The sequence below is a fragment of the Pseudomonas lundensis genome (assembly GCF_015377145.2).
GTDB lineage: Bacteria > Pseudomonadota > Gammaproteobacteria > Pseudomonadales > Pseudomonadaceae > Aquipseudomonas > Aquipseudomonas lundensis.
Window position 1 is genome coordinate 756,122 of record NZ_CP062158.2, and the last position, 18,801, is coordinate 774,922.

Genomic DNA, 18,801 nt, shown 5'->3' on the forward strand with positions numbered 1-18,801 from the left:
GAAGGGCCGATCCCGGCATCAAGACGGTGCTTAATGCCGAACTGTTCGCCGTTATACTCGCCGCACTGTTCTGGAGCCACCATGATTTCTCTGCCGATTGATGAAGTTTTACCCGCGCTGCGCCACGCCTTGACTCAACGTCACGAAGCCGTGCTTGAAGCACCGCCCGGCGCCGGTAAAACCACCCGTGTACCTTTGGCCTTGCTCAACGAACCGTGGCTGGCGGGGCAGAAGATTGTGATGCTCGAACCCCGACGCCTCGCTGCCCGTGCTGCGGCCGAACGGCTGGCCAGCGAACTGGGTGAAAAGGTCGGCGAGACCGTCGGTTACCGCATCCGCCTCGACAGTAAAGTGGGCCCCACGACGCGCATTGAAGTGGTCACCGAAGGCATCCTCACCCGGCGTTTGCAGCAGGATCCGGCGCTGGAGGGCGTCGGCCTGCTGATCTTCGACGAGTTCCATGAGCGTAGTCTGGATGCCGATCTGGCGTTGGCCCTGAGCCTCAACGGCCGCGAGCTGTTTCGCGATGAACAGCCGCTGAAAATCTTGCTGATGTCGGCCACGCTTGAGGGCGAGCGGCTTGCCAGCGTCCTCGACGACGCCCCGATCTTACGCAGCGAAGGGCGCATGTACCCGGTCGCCATGCGCTGGGGCCGTCCGTTCGTGCCCGGTGAGTTCATCGAGCCGAGGGTGGTACAGACCGTACTGGACGCCCTCAATGATGAAACGGGCAGTCTGCTGGTGTTTCTGCCCGGTCAGGCAGAGATCCGGCGGGTTCATCAACAATTAGCACAAGCGCTGGAGTCACAGAGCAACATTCTGCTGTGCCCGCTGCACGGCGAACTGGAGCTGGCAGCGCAACGGGCGGCTATCGAGCCGGCGCCTTCGGGCCTGCGCAAAGTGGTGCTGGCCACCAATATTGCGGAAACCAGCCTCACCATCGACGGCGTGCGGGTGGTGATCGATGCGGGGCTGGCGCGTGTCCCGCGTTTCGATCCCGGCAGTGGCATGACGCGCCTCGACACCCAGCGTATTTCCCGCGCCAGCGCCACGCAGCGGGCTGGTCGCGCCGGGCGACTGGAGCCCGGCGTGTGTTATCGCCTGTGGTCAGAAGATCAGCACGCGCAGTTGGCGGCGTATGGCACTGCCGAGATGATGCAGGCCGATCTGGCGGGGCTGGCGCTGCAAGTGGCGCGCTGGGGCGTCAGTGCGCAGGAGCTGGTTTGGCTGGATGCCCCGCCCGCGGCAAGTTATGCACAGGCGCAACAGTTGCTGGAGCGTTTGGGCGCCATGAACCCTGCGTCGAATCAAGGAGGCACCCTCACGGCGCATGGCGAGGCGATGGCCGAGTTACCGGCGCACCCGCGTATCGCGCACTTGTTATTGCGCGGTCAGGAATGGGGCCTGGCAGACATGGCCTGTCACGTCGCCGCGCTGTTGGGTGAGCGGGATATTCTTCGCGGCGCGGGGGCCGATGTGCACAGCCGCCTGGCCTTGTTGGACGGTGAGGTCCGCGCAGCGCGGGGCGGGCAGGGCGGCGTACAGCGTGCCAGACAACTGGCGCGCCAGTACCGTGCGCAGTTACGCGGCAAACCGGCCCGCCCGGTGGCAGATCCCGAGCACCCGCGCTGGCTCGGCGCCTTGCTGGCCTTGGCTTATCCCGACCGCATCGCCCAGCAGCGCAAGCCCGGCGGCGCCGAATACCGTCTGGCCAATGGCCGGGCCGCGTTGTTCAGCGAGGTCGATGCCCTGATGAAGCAGCCGTGGCTGGTTATCGCCGACCTCGGCAGCCGCCAGGGGCAGCGCGAAGAGCGTATCTACCTGGCGGCAGAGTTTGATCCCGCGTTGCTGGACGATGTGTTGAGAGAGCAGGTCAGCGTGATCGACCAACTGGATTGGGACGAGCGCGAAGGCGTGTTGCGCGCTGAGCGTCAACGCAAAGTGGGTGAGCTGGTGTTGAGTCGCGAACCGTTGACGGGGCTCGACGAAACCGCGCGCACACAGGCATTGGTCAATCTGGTGAGACGCAAAGGCCTGGAACTATTGCCGTGGACGCCGGAGCTGCGTCAATGGCAAGCCCGTGTAGGCCTGTTGCGTCAGTTGGACCTTGAGGCCCAGGGCCAGAGTGACTGGCCGGATGTCAGTGATGCGGCGCTCTTGGCCAGCCTGGAAGACTGGCTGGCGCCGTACCTGACACGTGTCTCGCGGCTCAGCCATTTCGCCAGCCTCGATGTGTCCAGCATTGTGCATAACCGGCTGCCGTGGCCATTACCGCAACGGTTAGAGGAGCTGGCGCCCCATCACATCAAAGTGCCGTCTGGCTCATCGGTGCGGCTGGATTACAGCGAACACCCGCCGATATTGGCTGTGCGCCTGCAAGAGCTGTTCGGGCTGGCGGATACCCCGCGTATTGCGGGCGGGCGGCAGGTGGTGAAATTGCACCTGCTGTCGCCAGCGCGGCGGCCGGTGCAGGTGACGCAGGACTTGGCCAACTTTTGGCGCAGCACCTATGCCGAGGTCAAAAAAGACCTGAAAGGGCGTTACCCCAAACACTACTGGCCCGACGATCCACTCGTGGCTGAAGCGACTACTAGAGTCAAGCCTAGAAAGTCTTGAGGGTAGCGCGTGCCTGCCGGACGGCTGTCGTAACCAAGCCGCCTTCGCGTCTAGGCCCTGCGGGCTTCCATCCTCACGCCTTCAGCCATCTTGGCTTGCGCGCTCCGCTTGCTCTTCAGCGTGGTGCTTAGTCTAGGCAGCTAACGATCACGGACTAGCTGCTCACGTAGCTCCATCATCGGGATAGGCGGGGCGGCACTATGCACCATAGCGTGACAATTTGGGCAAAGCGATTTCTTTCATACTGAGTGACGATCACCTGCTGCCACTCGCTTTCTTCGTCCCCGCCTGAGGTCGGAGACGAGGGTGTATCCTCGACGAGCTCTGTTGCTTCAGCCGTCTCAGAATGGTTTGCATTACTGTCAACTTGACCTCGATAAGCCTTGTAGACCCATGCCAGAAACTGTTCAGCAAGTAGCCCGTTATCTCTTTTAGCTGTAATTCGGCGGTAAGTTGGTCAGGAAAGGCCGAAGTCGTGGAGAGGATGAGATGCTTAAAGTCATCATCAGATGGAGTTGGGGCATTCCTAAAACCCTGAGCCCAGCAATCTTTCGCTGAGTTCGAGTTCCACCATTCTTCGAGCTCCATCGGGTATAACTCCGTCACTAATTCACTTTTTCTGTTCAGGTTAATTCCTTCTCACGGGCTCCTTGCGCTCACATTGTTTGCAACTGACAGCCCATCAAACGTTCGTTTTGGAGGGGGAGCAATGGAGCCAAGAACCAACATAAGCCATTCCTGCATGTGCATTCCGGGGATTGCGATACAACCGCGCACTGATAATGCCCTGCTGGTCAACCAAATCCTTTGGGAATGAGTGACTTTGGGAAAAATCCTATTTACTTCCTATAACCACCGCTCCAAGGTGCTGTATGTGTTACATCCTCCACTTTTTATCACCGGCCGAGATGCACTAGGCATATCGCTCTTGCTGAGGTGACAAGAGGGCAATAGCCCAAACCCCATGGATCAGGATCATACAAATGAATGCAGCTGCCCCTGTTGTATATCCACAAAGTCTCCCCTGAATTTCTTCGCACTCTGGATAAATCCCCTCCACGGAGCAGCAGCTTGCCGGTTTCAATGAACAAACCTTGGCGATTGTTAATGAAAATCAGGCCTGCGCTAAAGCCCATCCCCCGATCGCCATTTACCGAGTGGCCATCGAGTGCAGCCAAACTCGTAACGGCGGGGTGATTCAACAAGCGACATCGCCGCGGGTATTCACACTGGACAACGGCCAGCGGGTACGCGCAGCGCAGAAAGGCGATTACGTTGTGTATGACGATGGCCGTCAGGCCCAAATCATAACGGCCTAGGGGGGAGGGAATAGCCATGTTGCCTTGGTTGGCAGCTACCTCAGCCATGGCGACGAGATTATCAATACGGCCCAAGGCGCCTGCTTGTTCCTGGCACGTGAAGGCGTGCTGAGTGCTGAGCCATGAGGTGTGGCACGGCTTGATGGTTGTTCAGTGTTGCGCTGTTCGAATGATGTCGAAACTGACAGTCAATTTACGATCGAAAACAGCTTGGACCCGACCAGACGAAATGGAGAAGAATCAATGACTGATGGTTATTTCATTGGCTTGGGTGACAACACTACCTGCGGCGGCAAAGTGCTGGATGGTGATCCCAGAGTGGACATATATGGTGTCCTTCATGCTTGTGCAGGTGATCGGGTCTCTTGTGGGATCGACGGGAAAACCTATCAGATCATCGGGGGCATTTCGCACATGGTGAGTCATGGTCGGCTCATGGCGGGCACTCTGGACAGCTTTAGCGGTTGCCCCTGTAGAGCCCGACTGATTCCTTCGGTGCTCACAGCCAGTTACCAGAACGAACCTTCTGCACCGCAAGCCAGAAGAACAGCGACCAGAACCACCTCTGAAACAGCCCAACACGCGCCAGCCACAACGCGCCCTACAAACGCCACCACTACTTCCATCCCTTCCTCCGGGTTCACAGAAACAATCGAGTCCGCCTGTGATAAAAACTGGCGTTTTTACCAAAAACAAGCCGAAGACTTCATTGCACCCGGCGGAAAGTTGATAGCCGACCCCGAGGTGCGTAACCAGATGATCAACTCTGCCTACGCTCAACTATGGCAATCCGATAACCGTTTTCAGTGGGCTGGCCTCGCCGCATTTGCATCCAAACAGGTAGGGTGTGGCTTGTTGCATGCATCTGAATCCATCGAGAAGATTCAGGCGGAATATGAGGCAGCGGAACAGTTGAAAAACAGCGCCAGAGCAGGCGTGTGGGGACTGTTCAGCGCTGAAGAGCGTGAAAGAAAGGCAAAGCTTCTGGAGTACAAGAAAAGGCAACGGGAGTATGGACAGGCTAACCGTAATAATCCGGTGCCCAGCGTTGATATACGCAGTGAGGGAGAGCCGTTGTCGAGCGTGCAACAGCTTTATCAGCATGTGTACGAAATGATGGCAATGGGTAATACAACGCTGTTTTTGGATGTATTCCCCTTGCATGCGTTTTATAAAGACCGTGGTCTAAAACTGCTTGAAACATGCCTGCGTTTTCGGGAAAAAATTTCTGACGATGGTCAGCAGCCTGTGTTGTGGCCAATTGGGGAGATGAGGCTGAGATTCGGTATTGATTACAAAGAAATCTTGCAAGCTTTCAAAGCAATTGATGCTGGAAATATCGCACAAAGCGTTGTGCACATGGCGTGGCACGAACAACAGAATATCCTTCAGCCAGCGATGTATACCGACCAAAAACTCGTAAGGCTTTTGCGCGGCAACCATCTGTCCTACGTAACCGGCATCCCATCCGGAGTAGCTCAAGCCATTGAGTTGACCCTTGCAAGCCAGTGCAGACCAATCAGCGATGGCCGCACCATTGAGTTCAGCAGCAACCCCACCGCCAATTTGGCCGATATCGACCAGCGTATGACCTTCGTGCTTAAAGCAGCAGAGCAGTTTGACGAGCTGTTGCACAGCACTGAACGACCCAGAATCGAACAGGCCATTGATGATATAGCCAAAGGCAAAGGCGTCCAATGAGCCGTCTCGGGCTGATAGGTTGGCAACGGGGCGGGCTTTCGCTAATCGTTGCTGCGCTTCTTGTCTTTGCAACAGTGCGTCTTTTTGCCGATACGCCGGAAGTCGCGTTGACACCTGGCGAACCCTGGGAAGATATGCGACAGCGCTCCAGTGCCGCGATCCGCCCAGCCATTCCTGGAAAAAATTGGGGAAGATTTATAACCTCTGATGCTCGTCTTCGCCTCATAGACCCTCAATATGGATTCGTAACCCCACCAGCTCGCTTCTTCACTGTTTCATTCGACAACGAACGAGTCAGCAACATCCGTATCTCCCCTCAAGTCGAGCCGCTATTGCTCGACGATACCCTCAAGGTCGTGTTGGATTTGCAAGAGCAATGGCGCAAAGGTGGTTGGATACCCGTCGACGTCAATTACTGGCCTCCGTTCGCAGACACACCGGAATGGCGTGCCAATTTACGGAATGTGAACAAAGGGGGTAAGTCTTATTGGCAAGCAGGAAACAAATACAAAGTGATGATGGTGGTTGGTCGCTTCCAGGATGATCGTAACCCGACAGAGGAGCGCTACCTCATCACGCTACAACTGGCCACCCCATGGGGGTATCCATGAGCCTATATCGTGTCTGAGTTCAAAACCGAAGAGCAGTAAGCGGGTTTTGGGGTGCAATGGAACAGAAATCGCACTTAACCCAAACCCTTGCGCGGTCTGGGCAGTTCGATAAAACCACCGTTTTATGAAACTGCTTCAGCGAACACCAGGAAAGACCGTAACCACCCCAAATTATCACCACTGATTAAGAAAGCTAGCAGAGCAACTCTGACGATGGGCAGCCAAACACCTATAGCAGCCTCATTTGAGTAGGAAGACTCTGTAATTGCTAAATTGATTTCAGATAATGTCAGTTATATCTGGGCGGAGGTCGGCTACCTGACACCGGACCTGTGACTGTCAATGTAGAAAGTTGTTAAATCCATGCAGGCCACTAAAATCATTGTCTCCAGCGTGTCAACCTTCGTACTCGTCTTATGATACGGGTCATTACTGGCCCGACGATCCACTCGTGGCTGAAGCCACGGCGCGCATCAAACCCAGAAAAACCTGACCGCTGACGGGCGGGGCCGGTTCAGTCCAGCGGCAGTAAAAAGCGGCCGACAACAGGCAAGTGGTCAGAAATGGTGAGCGTGTCTTCCTGACGCACGTTGCCTTCGATGCGTTTGAGTTTCGGGCTGTAAAACAGGTAATCGAGGGTGCGATCGGGCTCTTCGACACGCGGATTGTTCGGGAAATGCGTGAGCCACAGTTCGCGGTCGATGCCGGTGGCTTCAGGGTTGCTAGGAATCATTGGGTACTTTTCCCACAGCAGGTGCAGCTCGCTGTCAGGCGAGTAACCTGCGCGCAACTCGGCGGGCAGGCGCAGAAACTGGCCGATAGGCAGCAAGTTGAAGTCCCCGCCGATCAGCCAGGGGGTGCCGTAACCCTCAAACTTGTCCACCACCGCAGCGGTCGCCTGCATTTGTCGACGCAGGTTGCTGTTGTTCAGCGTCGGGCGGTCGAGTTGGGTATTGATGACCACCAGTTGCCCGCCGTCGTTGAGGGGCAGGTAGGTGACCAGCAGGGCGGGTTTGGGTTGAAACTGACGGCTGACGATGTTGGCCTCGGCCACCGGTAATTGCAGGCGCTCGGCGTGTTCGATCTGGAAGCGGCTCAGCGTCACCAGGGTGCGACCGACACTGCCAAAAATGTGCCGGTCGGGGACGAGGTCGGCTTTCCAGGTGAATGCTTGCGCGCTGCAGGGGTACAGGTCGATCAGGCGCTCCTGCAACAGTTTGAGCTGATCCTGATAGGCACTGGCCTTGGCGTTTTGATCGACCTCTTGCAGCAACACCAGATCGGGCTTTTCGTCGCGGATGACGCGCACCACCTGATCCAGGCTGTAGGCCATGTCCTCGCGGTTGGGGCGGGTATCCGGCCCGCTGCCGTCGCTCAGGTTGTACCAGAACACGTAACGCTTGCCCGCCAGGTATTGCACGTTCCAGGTCATGACTTTGAGTGCCTGACCGGGCACCAGCACCGGGGCCGAGGCAGGGCAACTGACGGGCAGCACCTCCCTGGCCTGCGGGCGCCACGTCAGGCTGTAGATCAGGCACGCCAACAGCGCTGCTGTCAGCAACACACCCAGTACGGTATTACGTAAAAGACGTGACATGGACTCGGCTTATAAAGGTTGCGCAGAAGGCCGAGCATACGCGCCCCATGCTCGGCATCCCACTGGCAGGCTTGTAGGTGAACCTTCTTTTACTTGTCAGAAGATTCTCGAATTAGCATAAATAAACGGAATAGGACCACAGATAGAAACAGCTGCAAGAAGCTGTTGATGCTTTCGAGCACCAGTGACAGCACCGGGTTTTCGGCTGGCGGGTACACCGAAAAACCTGTTTCCTTGAGCAGCATCAAAGGCCCCAGCACTGCCAGAATGCACACGAAGATGCGCCAGAAGTGGCCACGGCTCAGCTCGAAGCTGGACTTCAAGGCGGCCAGCGGTGGCTCGTCGCGCAGCACCAGTTGGTATTCGGCGAACGCAAACACGACGGTCAGGTAGATGCCGGGGACAAAAAACATCGACAGCCCCAGCACGATGAGCAAGGTGCTGATGGCTGCCAGCAGCGCGAACTTTGGCCACAGTTGCAGCGCACGGGCCAGCAGGTCACGGTTGCGCGGGCTTTCGCCCCGGCTGCGCGCGTCGAGAAACAGGATCAGGGCCGCCGTGTAGATCGGGTACACCAACAAGCCGACGACCAACCCGTAGCCGGGCGACGCATTCGGCCCCGTGGCGTGGTCGACCAGTTGTTGCAGCACGGCCTCAAGAATCACCAGCGGCAAGCACAGCGTCACAATCTGGCCCAGATTGCGTTGGAAGAAGTACAGGGCGTCACGAATAACAGTCAGCGGATTCATGGTTCGGTATCAGCATTCAAAAGCGGTGCGCCACTTTAACCGATCAAGCCCGGCATCAAGCAAATGCAAGTGCCTAAGTTGCTGTCAGACGCACGCCGTATCGGGCGCGGCGGGCGGTTAATCCACGCAAACCCTGCACGGGCTGGCATACTGCCGCACTTGTTTTCAGTCGTGCGCCCATTTGCCTGGACGCCTTGAGGTGGTCCCGGTGAAAAAAATTGCAGTCTTTGCAGATGTGCAGAACCTCTATTACACGGTTCGCCAGGCGTATGGCTGCCATTTCAATTACGCCGCGCTGTGGGCCGATATCAGCCAGCGGGGTGAGATTGTTGAGGCCTATGCGTACGCCATCGACCGCGGTGACAGCAAACAGCAGCAGTTTCAGCAAATCCTGCGCAACCTCGGTTTCACGGTGAAGCTCAAGCCTTATATCCAGCGCAGTGACGGCTCGGCCAAAGGCGACTGGGACGTCGGCATCACCATCGACATCATGGACGCCGCCGCCAATGTGGACGAAGTGGTGCTGGCCTCCGGCGATGGCGACTTCGACCTGTTGCTAGAACGCATTGCCAGCAAGCACGGGGTTGAAACCGTGGCATACGGCGTGCCGGGCCTGACCGCCAACTCCTTGATCCGCGCGGCCACCCGCTACGTGCCGATCGAAGGCAACTTGCTGCTTAAGTAACGCTCACTTTTTACAGGATTGACCCCGTTTGGAACGTATCGCCGTCATCGACTTTGAAACCACCGGCATTTCACCGAGCAGCACCTGCCGGGCCACTGAAATTGCCGTGGTCATTCTGGAGCAGGGGCGCATTGTCGAGCGTTACCAGAGCCTGATGAACGCCGGTGTGCGTGTGCCGGGGTTTATCGAGCAGTTGACGGGTATCAGCAACGCCATGTTGCGCACCGCGCCTTCGGCCGAGCAGGTGATGAACGAGGTCAACGAGTTTGTCGGCATCACCCCGTTGCTGGCGCATAACGCCGCGTTCGACCAAAAGTTCTGGGATTTCGAGATGGGCCGCATCAAGCGTACCCGCTTGCAGAACTTTGCCTGTTCGCTGCTGCTGGCGCGGCGTTTGATGCCCGCCGCCCCCAACCACAAACTCGGCACGCTGACCACGTTCGCTGACCTGCCTCACACCGGCAAGGCGCACCGGGCGATGGCCGACGCCGAAATGGCCGCCAACCTGACCGCGCACCTGGCCCGGCAACTGCGCGAACAGCATGGTCTGCGTGAGCTGAACCATGACCTGCTGTGCAGCTTGCAAAAAGTGCCGGCCGGCAAGATCAACGAACACCTCAAGCGTTACCGGGGTTTCTGACGCTCATGTAGCGCCCCCATGGCGGCAAAAAGTGTACGGCCGCTTTTGATGCAATCTGTTACTTCTGTTGCACGGCTCCGATGTCTAGACTTCCAGATCCCCTGCCTTTGCCTTTGAGCTGAACCATGCCTGCCGCACGTCGTTTCCCGTTGCAATTGATCGGTGCTTTTTTCGCGTTGTACGTGATTTGGGGGTCGACTTATCTGGTGATCCGTATCGGCATTGAGTCCTGGCCGCCGCTGATGATGGCCGGGGTGCGTTTCCTCGTGGCGGGCAGCTTGATGTATGCGTTCATGCGCTGGCGCGGGTCGCCTGCGCCCACGTGGGTGCAGTGGCGTTCGGCGGCGATGATCGGCTTTCTGCTGTTGGCCTGCGGCAATGGCGGCGTGACCCTGGCCGAGCACTCGGGCGTGGCGTCGGGGGTAGCGGCGTTGGCCGTGGCCACTGTGCCGTTGTTCACGTTGCTGTTCGGCTATTTCTGGGGCGCGCGCAATACGCGGCTGGAGTGGGCGGGGATTGTGCTCGGGCTGATCGGTATTGCCATGCTCAACCTCGGCTCCAACCTGCAAGCCAGCCCGCTCGGTGCGGCCATGATCCTGTTTGCGGCGGCGGCCTGGGCCTTCGGTTCCGTCTGGAGCCGTCACTTGCCACTGCCGGCCGGGCCAATGGCCAGCGCTGCGGAAATGCTCACGGCGGGCGCTGTGTTGCTCATCGGCAGCCTGTTGAGCGGCGAGCGTTTGACGCAAATGCCGACAGCCGCCGGTTGGGGTGCCTTGCTGTATCTGGTGTTTTTCGGCTCCATCATCGCGTTCAGTGCCTACATGTATTTGCTTAAAAACGTACGCCCGGCAGCCGCCACCAGCTACGCCTACGTCAATCCGGCCGTGGCGGTGATGCTTGGCATTGCCTTTGCGGGCGAGACCATCGGTTTTGAAGAGTGCCTGGCGATGGCGGTCATCATCAGTGCGGTGGTGTTGATCGGGTTACCGCAGTGGCGCAAGCAGAAACCCGTCTGAATTAGGGTAAACTGCGCGCCATTGCAACCTCTGCACCCACGCGCTGACCTTTTTCGACGGTATCCCCATGACATTCGCCTCCCTTGGCCTGATCGAACCCTTGCTGCGCGCCCTTGAGACGCTCGGCTACCAGACCCCGACCCCGGTTCAGGCCCAAGCCATCCCCGCCGTGCTGGCGGGCCGCGACCTGATGGCCGCCGCCCAGACCGGCACCGGTAAAACCGGCGGTTTTGCCCTGCCGCTGTTGCAGTCGCTGACCATGGAAGGCCCGAAAGTCGCCAGCAACTCCGTGCGTGCGCTGGTGCTGGTGCCGACCCGTGAGCTGGCCGAGCAGGTTCACGAAAGCATTCGCCAGTACGCCGAACACCTGCCGTTGAGCACCTACGCGGTGTACGGCGGCGTCAGCATCAACCCGCAAATGATGAAAATGCGCAAAGGCGTTGATGTGCTGGTAGCCACGCCGGGTCGCCTGCTTGACCTGTATCGCCAGAAAGCGATCAAGTTCAACCAGCTGCAAACCCTGATCCTGGACGAAGCCGATCGCATGCTCGACCTGGGTTTCAGCGAAGAACTGCGCGACATCTACCGCGCCTTGCCGAAAAAGCGTCAGACCTTGCTGTTCTCGGCCACGTTCTCGGATGCGATCCGCGCGCTGGGCGAGCAAATGCTCGACAACCCGCTGAGCATTGAAGTCAGCCCGCGCAACGTCGCGGCCAGCAGCGTCAAGCAGTGGGTTATCCCGGTCGACAAGAAGCGCAAGGCCGAGCTGTTCCTGCATTTGTTGCGCACTCAGCGCTGGAAGCAGGTGCTGGTGTTCGCCAAAACCCGCAATGGCGTGGATGACCTGGTGGGCAAGCTGCAAGCGCTGGGCATCAACGCTGACGGCATCCATGGCGACAAACCGCAGGCCACGCGCCAACGCGCGCTGGATCGTTTCAAGGCCAGTGAAGTGCAGATTCTTGTGGCCACCGATGTCGCGGCCCGTGGTCTGGACATTGAAGACTTGCCGCTGGTGGTCAACTTCGACCTGCCAATCGTGGCCGAGGACTACATCCACCGCATTGGCCGTACGGGTCGCGCCGGTCAGAAGGGCGAGGCGATTTCGCTGGTGTGCGCCGATGAGGTGAACATGCTTTCGGCCATTGAGATGCTGACTCGTCAAACGCTGCCGCGCCATGAAGAACAGGACTTCGAGCCAGAGCACCGCGTGCCCGAAACCGACGCCTCGGGTCAGGTGATCAAAAAGCCGAAGAAGCCTAAAAAGCCCAAAACGTCCGGCGGTGGCGGTAAACGTAACCTGGGCAAATGGGTCGACAGCGGCGAAGTGGCCCCGGCTGAACCCTCAGTCAAGCCTGTGCGTAAAGTGCCCGTGTTCAACACCGGCCCGCGTAAACGCAAGTAAGGTTTTTAACCGCTACCGTGCGCTGGCGGGTAGCGGTTTTGAATCAGGCCTGAGGGTGCAGCCAGCTTAAAACCCCCAACCCGGCGGCGCGGCCACTGGCGAAACAGCCGGTGAGCAAATAGCCGCCTGTTGGCGCTTCCCAGTCCAGCATCTCGCCTGCGCAGAACACCCCCGGCAACGGTTTGAGCATCAAGTGTTCGTCCAGCGCTTCAAAGGTCACACCGCCCGCACTGCTGATGGCCTCGTCCAGCGGACGTGGCTTAATCAACTGCAACGGCAACGCTTTGATGGCGCGGGCCAGCAGCGCCGGGTCTGCGAAATATTCAGCGGGCGCCAATTCGCGCAGCAGCGCGGCTTTCACGCCGTCCAGGCCCAACTGGCTGTGCAGATGTTTGCTCATCGAGCGTGAGCCACGGGGTTTGGCGAGCGCCTTTGCCACGTTATCCACAGCCTTGCCCGGCAACAGGTCGATCAGAATCGTGGCAGCCCCTTGCCGGTTGATCGCTTCTCGAATCGGCGCCGACCACGCGTAAATCAGGCTGCCTTCGATGCCACTGGCCGTGATCACGCATTCACCCAAGCGCGGGTTGTGATGCTCCAGTGCAATGGCGATATTTTTTAGCGGTGCACCGGCAAATTTGGTGCGCAGTACCTCGCTCCAGCCTGTGACATCAAACCCGCAGTTGCTCGGTTGCAGGGCTGCCAGCGAGACCCCGCGTTCAGCGAGCAGCGGCATCCACGCCCCGTCGGACCCCAGCCGCGCCCAACTGCCGCCCCCCAGCGCCAAGACGGTTGCGTCGGGGGTGAGGTGTTTTTCGCCTTCCGGGCTGTCGATGCGCAATGCGCCATCGGCTCGCCAGCCCAACCAGCGATGGCGGGTGTGGATAACCACGCCGGACTCGCGCAACCGCTTGAGCCAGGCGCGTAAAAGCGGCGCGGCTTTCATGTCGGTGGGGAACACCCGGCCCGAGCTGCCAACGAAGGTCTCGATGCCCAGATCGTGAATCCAGCGGCACAGCGCATCGGCATCAAAGGCACGCAACAGGGGCGCAATCTGGGGCGCCCGTTCGGCATAGCGCGACAGGAAGGCGGGATACGCTTCAGAGTGCGTGATGTTCATGCCCCCGACCCCAGCCAGTAAAAACTTGCGCCCGACCGACGGCATGGCGTCATACAGATCGACTCGCACACCCGCCTGACTCAGCACTTCAGCGGCCATAAGGCCCGCTGGGCCTCCGCCAATGATGGCGACATGAGGGGGAAGGGGAGTGAGGGCGTCAGTCATGGCAAGCTGCAAATCGGCGAAATAAGCGGCGCATTCTACCTGACTGCGCCAACCCGTAGTCGCTGCCGAGCAAGGGGGCGGTGTACGCCCGTTCAACGCTCACACTTCACGTCCGGCGACGTCACGGTTCAAGCCTCTGGTCTAGCGCTTCCCGCCCCCCCAAAACGGGCATCACGACTGCATCTGTACGAAAAACACACAGCGCCTTGCAGGCCACGTTCTGTATGGCCTGCAAGGGCTTTCACTCAGGTTATCCACAAGCGGTTCCACAGGCATTGTGGGTAATTAATCGCAGCCCATTGCGCACCAGACCTTGTGCGCGCTGTGGTGCAGAATCCCATGACGGCGCGCCAGCGCCTTGCGGTCTTTGCTGTAGCCCCCGCCGATCACCCCGACCACCGGTATGTCCCGGCCCAGACAATGCCGCATCACGGCTTCATCACGTGCGGCCACGCCTGCGTCTGTCAGTTTCAAGTACCCCAGCGCGTCGTCCTGGTGCACATCGACCCCGGCGTCGTACAACACCAAATCCGGCTGGTACAGCGGCAGCAAGTAATTCAGCGCTTCATCCACCACTTGCAAATAGGCGGCATCGCCCATACCCATGGGCAGGCCGATGTCCCAGTCGCTTTGCGCCTTGCGCGCCGGAAAGTTTTTTTCGCAGTGCAGCGAAACGGTCACCGCCTCCGGCGTAGTGTCCAGAATGCGCGCCGTGCCATCACCCTGATGCACGTCGCAGTCAAAAATCAGCACGCGACTGACACGTCCGCTTTCGAGCAAGTAACGGCTGATGACCGCCAGATCATTGAAGATGCAAAAGCCCGCCGGGTGGTCGTAGTGGGCGTGATGGGTGCCGCCGGCCAAGTGGCAGGCCAGCCCGTGGCTCAATGCCTGCTCGGCGGCGAGCAGAGAGCCGCCGACGGCGCGAATGGTGCGCCGCGCCAGGGCTTCGCTCCAGGGCAGGCCCAGACGCCGCTGGTCTTCACGGGCCAGTTCGCCCGCCATGTAGCGCTCGATGTACGCCGGATCATGGGCAAGGGCGAGGATATCCACAGGGCACAGCGCGGGGCGAAGCAGGTCGGCGTCCCGGGTTAGCCCGGTTTCCACCAGGTGGTCGCGCAACAAGCGGAATTTATCCATCGGGAAACGATGCTCGGGCGGGAACGCCGGGCTGTAGTCATCGTGATAAATCAGCGGTAAAGGCATGGGGATTTCACGTCGGAACGAGCGCCGGATCTTAACAGCGCGGTACACTGCCCGACACATGAAAAGCCCGGTAATAAATCGGAGGGGTTTGATGGAGCAAATTCAGGAACTCGAAAGTGCCCGTCTTCGCCTGCGCCCGTGGCGAGACACGGATTTGGCAGCGTTTGCCGCCATGTGCGCCGACCCGCGGGTCATGCGCTATTTTCCGGGACTGTTGAGCCGCCTCGAAAGCGCCGCGCTGATCGGCCGTGTTCGCGGCCACTTCGCTGAATATGGCTACGGACTGTGGGCTCTGGAGCGTAAGGACAGCGGTGCGTTTATTGGTTTTACCGGTTTATTGAATGTCGGATTCGACGCACCGTTCACCCCTGCTGTCGAGATTGGCTGGCGCCTGGCGCCCGAGCATTGGGGGTTGGGTTACGCCAGTGAAGCTGCGTGGGCGGTGTTGCGCTGTGCCTTTGACCGGCTGGCGCTGGATCAAGTGGTGTCCTTTACCACCGAGGCCAATCTGCCCTCGCAGAAAGTGATGCAGGCCATCGGCATGCAGCGTGATCTGGCGGGTGATTTTGAACACCCGAAGATCCCCGAGGGCCATCCCTTGCGCCCCCACGTGCTGTATCGGATCAGTCGGGCGCAATGGTTGGAAACGCTGCACGGATAAGCAGGCAAATGACGTTCAAGTTGTAGGTTAAGCGGCGAGTGCCGAATTTTGTGTGGCCGTCGCAGCGAAGATTGCGCCGGTATTGCTCTGTGTGAGGAAAAACTGAATGAGCCAAGTGTTGGATGATCTGGTCAATTTGCTGACCCTGGAACCGATCGAAGAGAACCTCTTTCGCGGCCGCAGTCAGGACTTGGGCTTTCGCCAGTTGTTCGGCGGTCAGGTGCTCGGTCAATCGCTGTCCGCCATGAGCCAGACGGTTGAAGACGCCCGGCATGTGCATTCGATGCATGGTTACTTTCTGCGGCCCGGCGATGCCGGGCTGGCCGTGGTGTATCAAGTCGACCGCGTGCGTGATGGCGGCAGTTTCAGCACCCGTCGGGTGACCGCGATCCAGAAGGGCCAACCGATTTTTACCTGTAGCGCATCGTTTCAATATGACGAAGGCGGGTTTGAGCACCAGATCCCGATGCCCGATGTGGTCGGCCCGGAAAATCTGCCTTCCGAGCTGGACCTTATTCGTCAGCGCGCGCACCTGATTCCCGAGGCCATGCGCGAAAAACTGCTGTGTGCCAAGCCCATCGAATTTCGGCCGGTGGTGGGGGAAGACCCGTTCAACCCCAAGGTCAGCGACCCGATCAAATACGTCTGGTTTCGCGCAGACGGCGCGCTGGCCGACACGCCCGCGCTGCACAAGTACCTGCTGGCCTACGCTTCGGACTTCGGCTTGCTCACGACTTCGCTGCTGCCTCACGGCAAAGGCGTCTGGCAAAAAGATATGCAAGTGGCCAGTCTCGACCACGCCCTGTGGTTCCACGCCGATCTGCGCGCTGACGACTGGTTGCTGTACGCCATGGACAGCCCGTGGGCTGGCAATTCTCGCGGGTTCTCCCGTGGCAGTGTGTATAACCGCGCCGGGCAGTTGGTGGCGTCGGTCACTCAGGAAGGTTTAATTCGCCATCGCAAGGACTGGGCATGACGCTAAAAGACGTAAAGCATTGGGTGTTCGACATGGACGGCACGCTGACTGTAGCGGTGCATGACTTCAAGCTGATTCATCGTGAACTGTCCATCCCGGACGATGAAGACATCCTCACCCACCTCGCCGGTTTACCGGCCGCCGAGTCGGCCGCCAAGCATGCCTGGCTGCTGGAGCATGAGCGCGAGCTGGCGCTGGCTTCCACCCCGGCGCCCGGGGCGGTCGAGTTGATTCTTGACCTGGCCGAGCGGGGCGTGCGCTTGGGGATTTTGACCCGAAACGCTCAGGAGCTGGCGCAAATCACCCTGAAGGCCATTGGTCTGGATCATTGTTTTGCTCCCGACGATGTGTTGGGACGTGACAACGCGGCCCACAAGCCCGACCCGGATGGCCTGCTGAAACTGGCCAAGGCGTGGGGCGTTGAACCTACGCAAATGGTGATGGTGGGGGATTTCCGTTTTGACCTTGAATGCGGGCGTGCTGCGGGCAGCAAGACGGTGCTGGTCAATGTCCCTGAAAACCCGTGGCCCGGTCTGGCCGACTGGCATGCCAGGGATTGTTTTGAATTGCGGCGCCTCGTGGCCTGATTAGCGGGCGACCTGATGCCAGGGCGATCAGCCCTGGCATCCCGCGGCCCGGCAGTTACAGGCGGGCAGCGGAGAAGGTGTCGCACTGATTGATATCGCCCTGTGCAAAGCCGGTCTTGAACCACTTCACCCGTTGCGCCGAAGTGCCGTGGGTAAAGGAGTCCGGCACCACGCGACCCTGGCCTTGTTGCTGCAAGCGGTCATCACCAATGGCGTTTGCCGCGTTGAGCGCTTCCTCAATGTCTCCCGGCTCCAGCCAGTTCAAGCGTTTTTGCGCAACGCTGGCCCACACGCCTGCCAGACAGTCCGCTTGTAACTCCTGACGGACCAGCAAACCGCCATCGCCTTTCATGGGTTTGCCTTGCTGGCGGGCCATTTGCATTTTTGACGACACCCCCAACAACGTTTGCACGTGATGACCGACTTCATGGGCAATCACATACGCCTGGGCAAAATCACCTGCGGCCTGAAAGCGCTGAGCCATCTCCTGGAAAAAGCTCATGTCCAGGTACACTTTCTGGTCGGCCGGGCAGTAAAAAGGGCCGCTGGCAGAAGAGGCGAAGCCACACGCCGAGTTGATCTGGCCACTGAACAGCACCAATGTCGGGTCTTTATAAGTGCGACCGGACTGCTGAAAGACCTGACGCCAGGTGTCTTCGGTATCGCCCAGCACGGCACGCACGAACTCGGCTTGTTGATCGTTGGCCGGTGGCGCATGACCGGTTTGTTGCGAGACCTGCGGCGATGATTGCTCGGTTAACTGGCCGCTCAATTGCCCAAGAATTTGCATCGGGTCCTGCCCGGTCAGCAGGCCGAAACCGACGATGACCACCACGGCCATCAGGCTCAAGCCTTTACCGCCCCCAATACGCATCCCGCCGCTTCCGGTGCTTTGATCGCGCACGTCTTCAACGTTGTCGCTACGCCGGCCTTTTTTCCACAGCATGGAGGTGTCCTCTATCAATCTTGTTCATAAGTGTTGTTGCTGACGGGGTGCTGCGCCAGCCCGGTCGTCAGACGCCCTTGCAGTGACCGCGAAGTGTGGCACTTAGTGCGATGACGTCGCCGTGATAAGTTCAGGGCGACGGCAGTGCAACTGAATATCAATTGAAAATCATTCTCGACAAAAAGTAAGATGACGCCCCCTTTCCTTCATGCTCCAGGGAGTCGGTTTGTCGGATATGGATCTCAAGGGCTTGTTCCTCAAGCATGCCAGCACCCTGCGCGGGTACTTGGCGCGCAAGGTACGTGACCCACAGCTCGCTGCCGATCTGGTGCAGGAAAGCTTCCTGCGTATGGTTGAGCATGGACGAAAAGCGAAAATCGACAACTCTCCCGGTTACCTTTACCGCACGGCGCGCAACCTGCTGGTGGACCACATCCGTCAGGAAACCCGTCGAAAAACAGACTCGGTAAGCCATGAAGCCTTGGCTGAAATTGAGGATGAAATGGCAGGGCTGGAGGCCCAGGCAATGGCCGAGCAACAGCGCAAAGCCTTGAAGCAGGCGCTTTGCGAACTGCCCGAGCGAACTCAGGAAATATTTCGACTCAACCGGATCGAAGGCATGACCCACGCTGAAGTGGCGCGTCACCTTGAAATCTCTGATAGCTCAGTGCAAAAGCATCTGTCCAAAGCCTTGGCTTATGTCATGCAGCGTCTGCAGACGCCGGAGCAGTAATATTCCTACCTATCGACGAATGGCTTACTGAAAATCTTCACGCAAGACGTCACTGCCTATACCTAACGAGA

The 18,801-nt window shown here is 59.1% G+C and carries 17 protein-coding genes; 12 read left to right on the forward strand and 5 right to left on the reverse strand.

Features of this window, described 5'->3' with window-relative positions; translation table 11 throughout:
- Nucleotides 1-81 precede the first annotated feature (81 nt).
- The 4 genes from hrpB (at nt 82) to IF654_RS03915 (ending at nt 6,247) form a co-directional block, all read left to right on the forward strand.
- Complete coding sequence (gene hrpB / locus IF654_RS03900; RefSeq protein ID WP_194862753.1) at nt 82-2,616, forward strand: ATP-dependent helicase HrpB; 2,535 nt, start codon at nt 82-84, stop codon at nt 2,614-2,616.
- A 1,094-nt stretch (nt 2,617-3,710) separates the two neighbouring features.
- Nucleotides 3,711-3,935, forward strand: a complete 225-nt coding sequence (locus tag IF654_RS22830) for a hypothetical protein (protein WP_230683754.1) — start codon at nt 3,711-3,713, stop codon at nt 3,933-3,935.
- 243 nt (nt 3,936-4,178) lie between these two features.
- Nucleotides 4,179-5,636, forward strand: a complete 1,458-nt coding sequence (locus IF654_RS03910) for a PAAR domain-containing protein (protein ID WP_194862752.1) — start codon at nt 4,179-4,181, stop codon at nt 5,634-5,636.
- On the forward strand, nt 5,633-6,247 hold the full coding sequence (locus IF654_RS03915) for a hypothetical protein (RefSeq protein ID WP_194862751.1): 615 nt from the start codon (nt 5,633-5,635) through the stop codon (nt 6,245-6,247). The genes IF654_RS03910 and IF654_RS03915 overlap by 4 nt, the downstream gene beginning before the upstream one ends.
- A gap of 514 nt (nt 6,248-6,761) precedes the next feature.
- Here the strand turns inward: IF654_RS03915 and IF654_RS03920 are convergent.
- Together IF654_RS03920 and IF654_RS03925 are read right to left on the reverse strand one after the other, a co-directional pair.
- The gene (locus IF654_RS03920) at nt 6,762-7,844 is read right to left on the reverse strand and encodes an endonuclease/exonuclease/phosphatase family protein (protein WP_194862750.1); all 1,083 of its coding nucleotides are present in this window, start codon (nt 7,842-7,844) and stop codon (nt 6,762-6,764) included.
- Between the two features lie 89 nt (nt 7,845-7,933).
- Entirely contained in the window at nt 7,934-8,593 is a 660-nt protein-coding gene (locus IF654_RS03925; protein ID WP_070414386.1) for a YciC family protein, read from the reverse strand.
- Nucleotides 8,594-8,801: 208 nt separating this feature from the next.
- Between IF654_RS03925 and IF654_RS03930 the strand changes: the two genes are divergently transcribed.
- The 4 genes from IF654_RS03930 (at nt 8,802) to IF654_RS03945 (ending at nt 12,336) form a co-directional block, all read left to right on the forward strand.
- A complete protein-coding gene (locus IF654_RS03930; protein ID WP_047279101.1) occupies nt 8,802-9,278 on the forward strand; it encodes an NYN domain-containing protein in 477 nt (158 codons plus the stop codon).
- 28 nt (nt 9,279-9,306) lie between these two features.
- Nucleotides 9,307-9,918, forward strand: a complete 612-nt coding sequence (locus tag IF654_RS03935; RefSeq protein WP_194862749.1) for a 3'-5' exonuclease — start codon at nt 9,307-9,309, stop codon at nt 9,916-9,918.
- A 125-nt stretch (nt 9,919-10,043) separates the two neighbouring features.
- Nucleotides 10,044-10,934 (forward strand): drug/metabolite exporter YedA, encoded by an 891-nt coding sequence (gene yedA, locus IF654_RS03940; protein WP_047279099.1) that lies wholly within the window; start codon nt 10,044-10,046, stop codon nt 10,932-10,934.
- 67 nt (nt 10,935-11,001) lie between these two features.
- Nucleotides 11,002-12,336 carry a DEAD/DEAH box helicase gene (locus IF654_RS03945; protein ID WP_047273535.1) on the forward strand — a complete coding sequence of 445 codons (1,335 nt, stop codon included), beginning with the start codon at nt 11,002-11,004 and terminating at the stop codon, nt 12,334-12,336.
- Nucleotides 12,337-12,379: 43 nt separating this feature from the next.
- Here IF654_RS03945 and IF654_RS03950 read toward each other — a convergent pair whose 3' ends face one another.
- Nucleotides 12,380-13,621 (reverse strand): TIGR03862 family flavoprotein, encoded by a 1,242-nt coding sequence (locus IF654_RS03950; RefSeq protein WP_094987452.1) that lies wholly within the window; start codon nt 13,619-13,621, stop codon nt 12,380-12,382.
- Between the two features lie 285 nt (nt 13,622-13,906).
- Nucleotides 13,907-14,827, reverse strand: coding sequence for a histone deacetylase family protein (locus tag IF654_RS03955; RefSeq protein ID WP_047273537.1), 921 nt, complete (start codon nt 14,825-14,827; stop codon nt 13,907-13,909).
- Nucleotides 14,828-14,918: 91 nt separating this feature from the next.
- Between IF654_RS03955 and IF654_RS03960 the strand changes: the two genes are divergently transcribed.
- From IF654_RS03960 to IF654_RS03970, 3 genes are all read left to right on the forward strand, one after another.
- Nucleotides 14,919-15,488, forward strand: a complete 570-nt coding sequence (locus tag IF654_RS03960) for a GNAT family N-acetyltransferase (RefSeq protein ID WP_047273538.1) — start codon at nt 14,919-14,921, stop codon at nt 15,486-15,488.
- A 106-nt stretch (nt 15,489-15,594) separates the two neighbouring features.
- Nucleotides 15,595-16,464 carry an acyl-CoA thioesterase gene (locus tag IF654_RS03965; protein WP_047273539.1) on the forward strand — a complete coding sequence of 290 codons (870 nt, stop codon included), beginning with the start codon at nt 15,595-15,597 and terminating at the stop codon, nt 16,462-16,464.
- A complete protein-coding gene (locus tag IF654_RS03970; protein ID WP_047283099.1) occupies nt 16,461-17,051 on the forward strand; it encodes an HAD family hydrolase in 591 nt (196 codons plus the stop codon). Before IF654_RS03965 ends, IF654_RS03970 begins: the two co-directional genes overlap by 4 nt.
- 55 nt (nt 17,052-17,106) lie before the next feature.
- Here the strand turns inward: IF654_RS03970 and ypfJ are convergent, their stop codons facing one another.
- Complete coding sequence (ypfJ, locus tag IF654_RS03975) at nt 17,107-17,997, reverse strand: KPN_02809 family neutral zinc metallopeptidase (protein WP_047273541.1); 891 nt, start codon at nt 17,995-17,997, stop codon at nt 17,107-17,109.
- A gap of 226 nt (nt 17,998-18,223) precedes the next feature.
- Here ypfJ and IF654_RS03980 point away from each other — a divergent pair, with 226 nt between their 5' ends.
- Nucleotides 18,224-18,730, forward strand: coding sequence for an RNA polymerase sigma factor (locus tag IF654_RS03980; protein ID WP_047273542.1), 507 nt, complete (start codon nt 18,224-18,226; stop codon nt 18,728-18,730).
- The last annotated feature ends 71 nt before the right edge of the window (nt 18,731-18,801 follow it).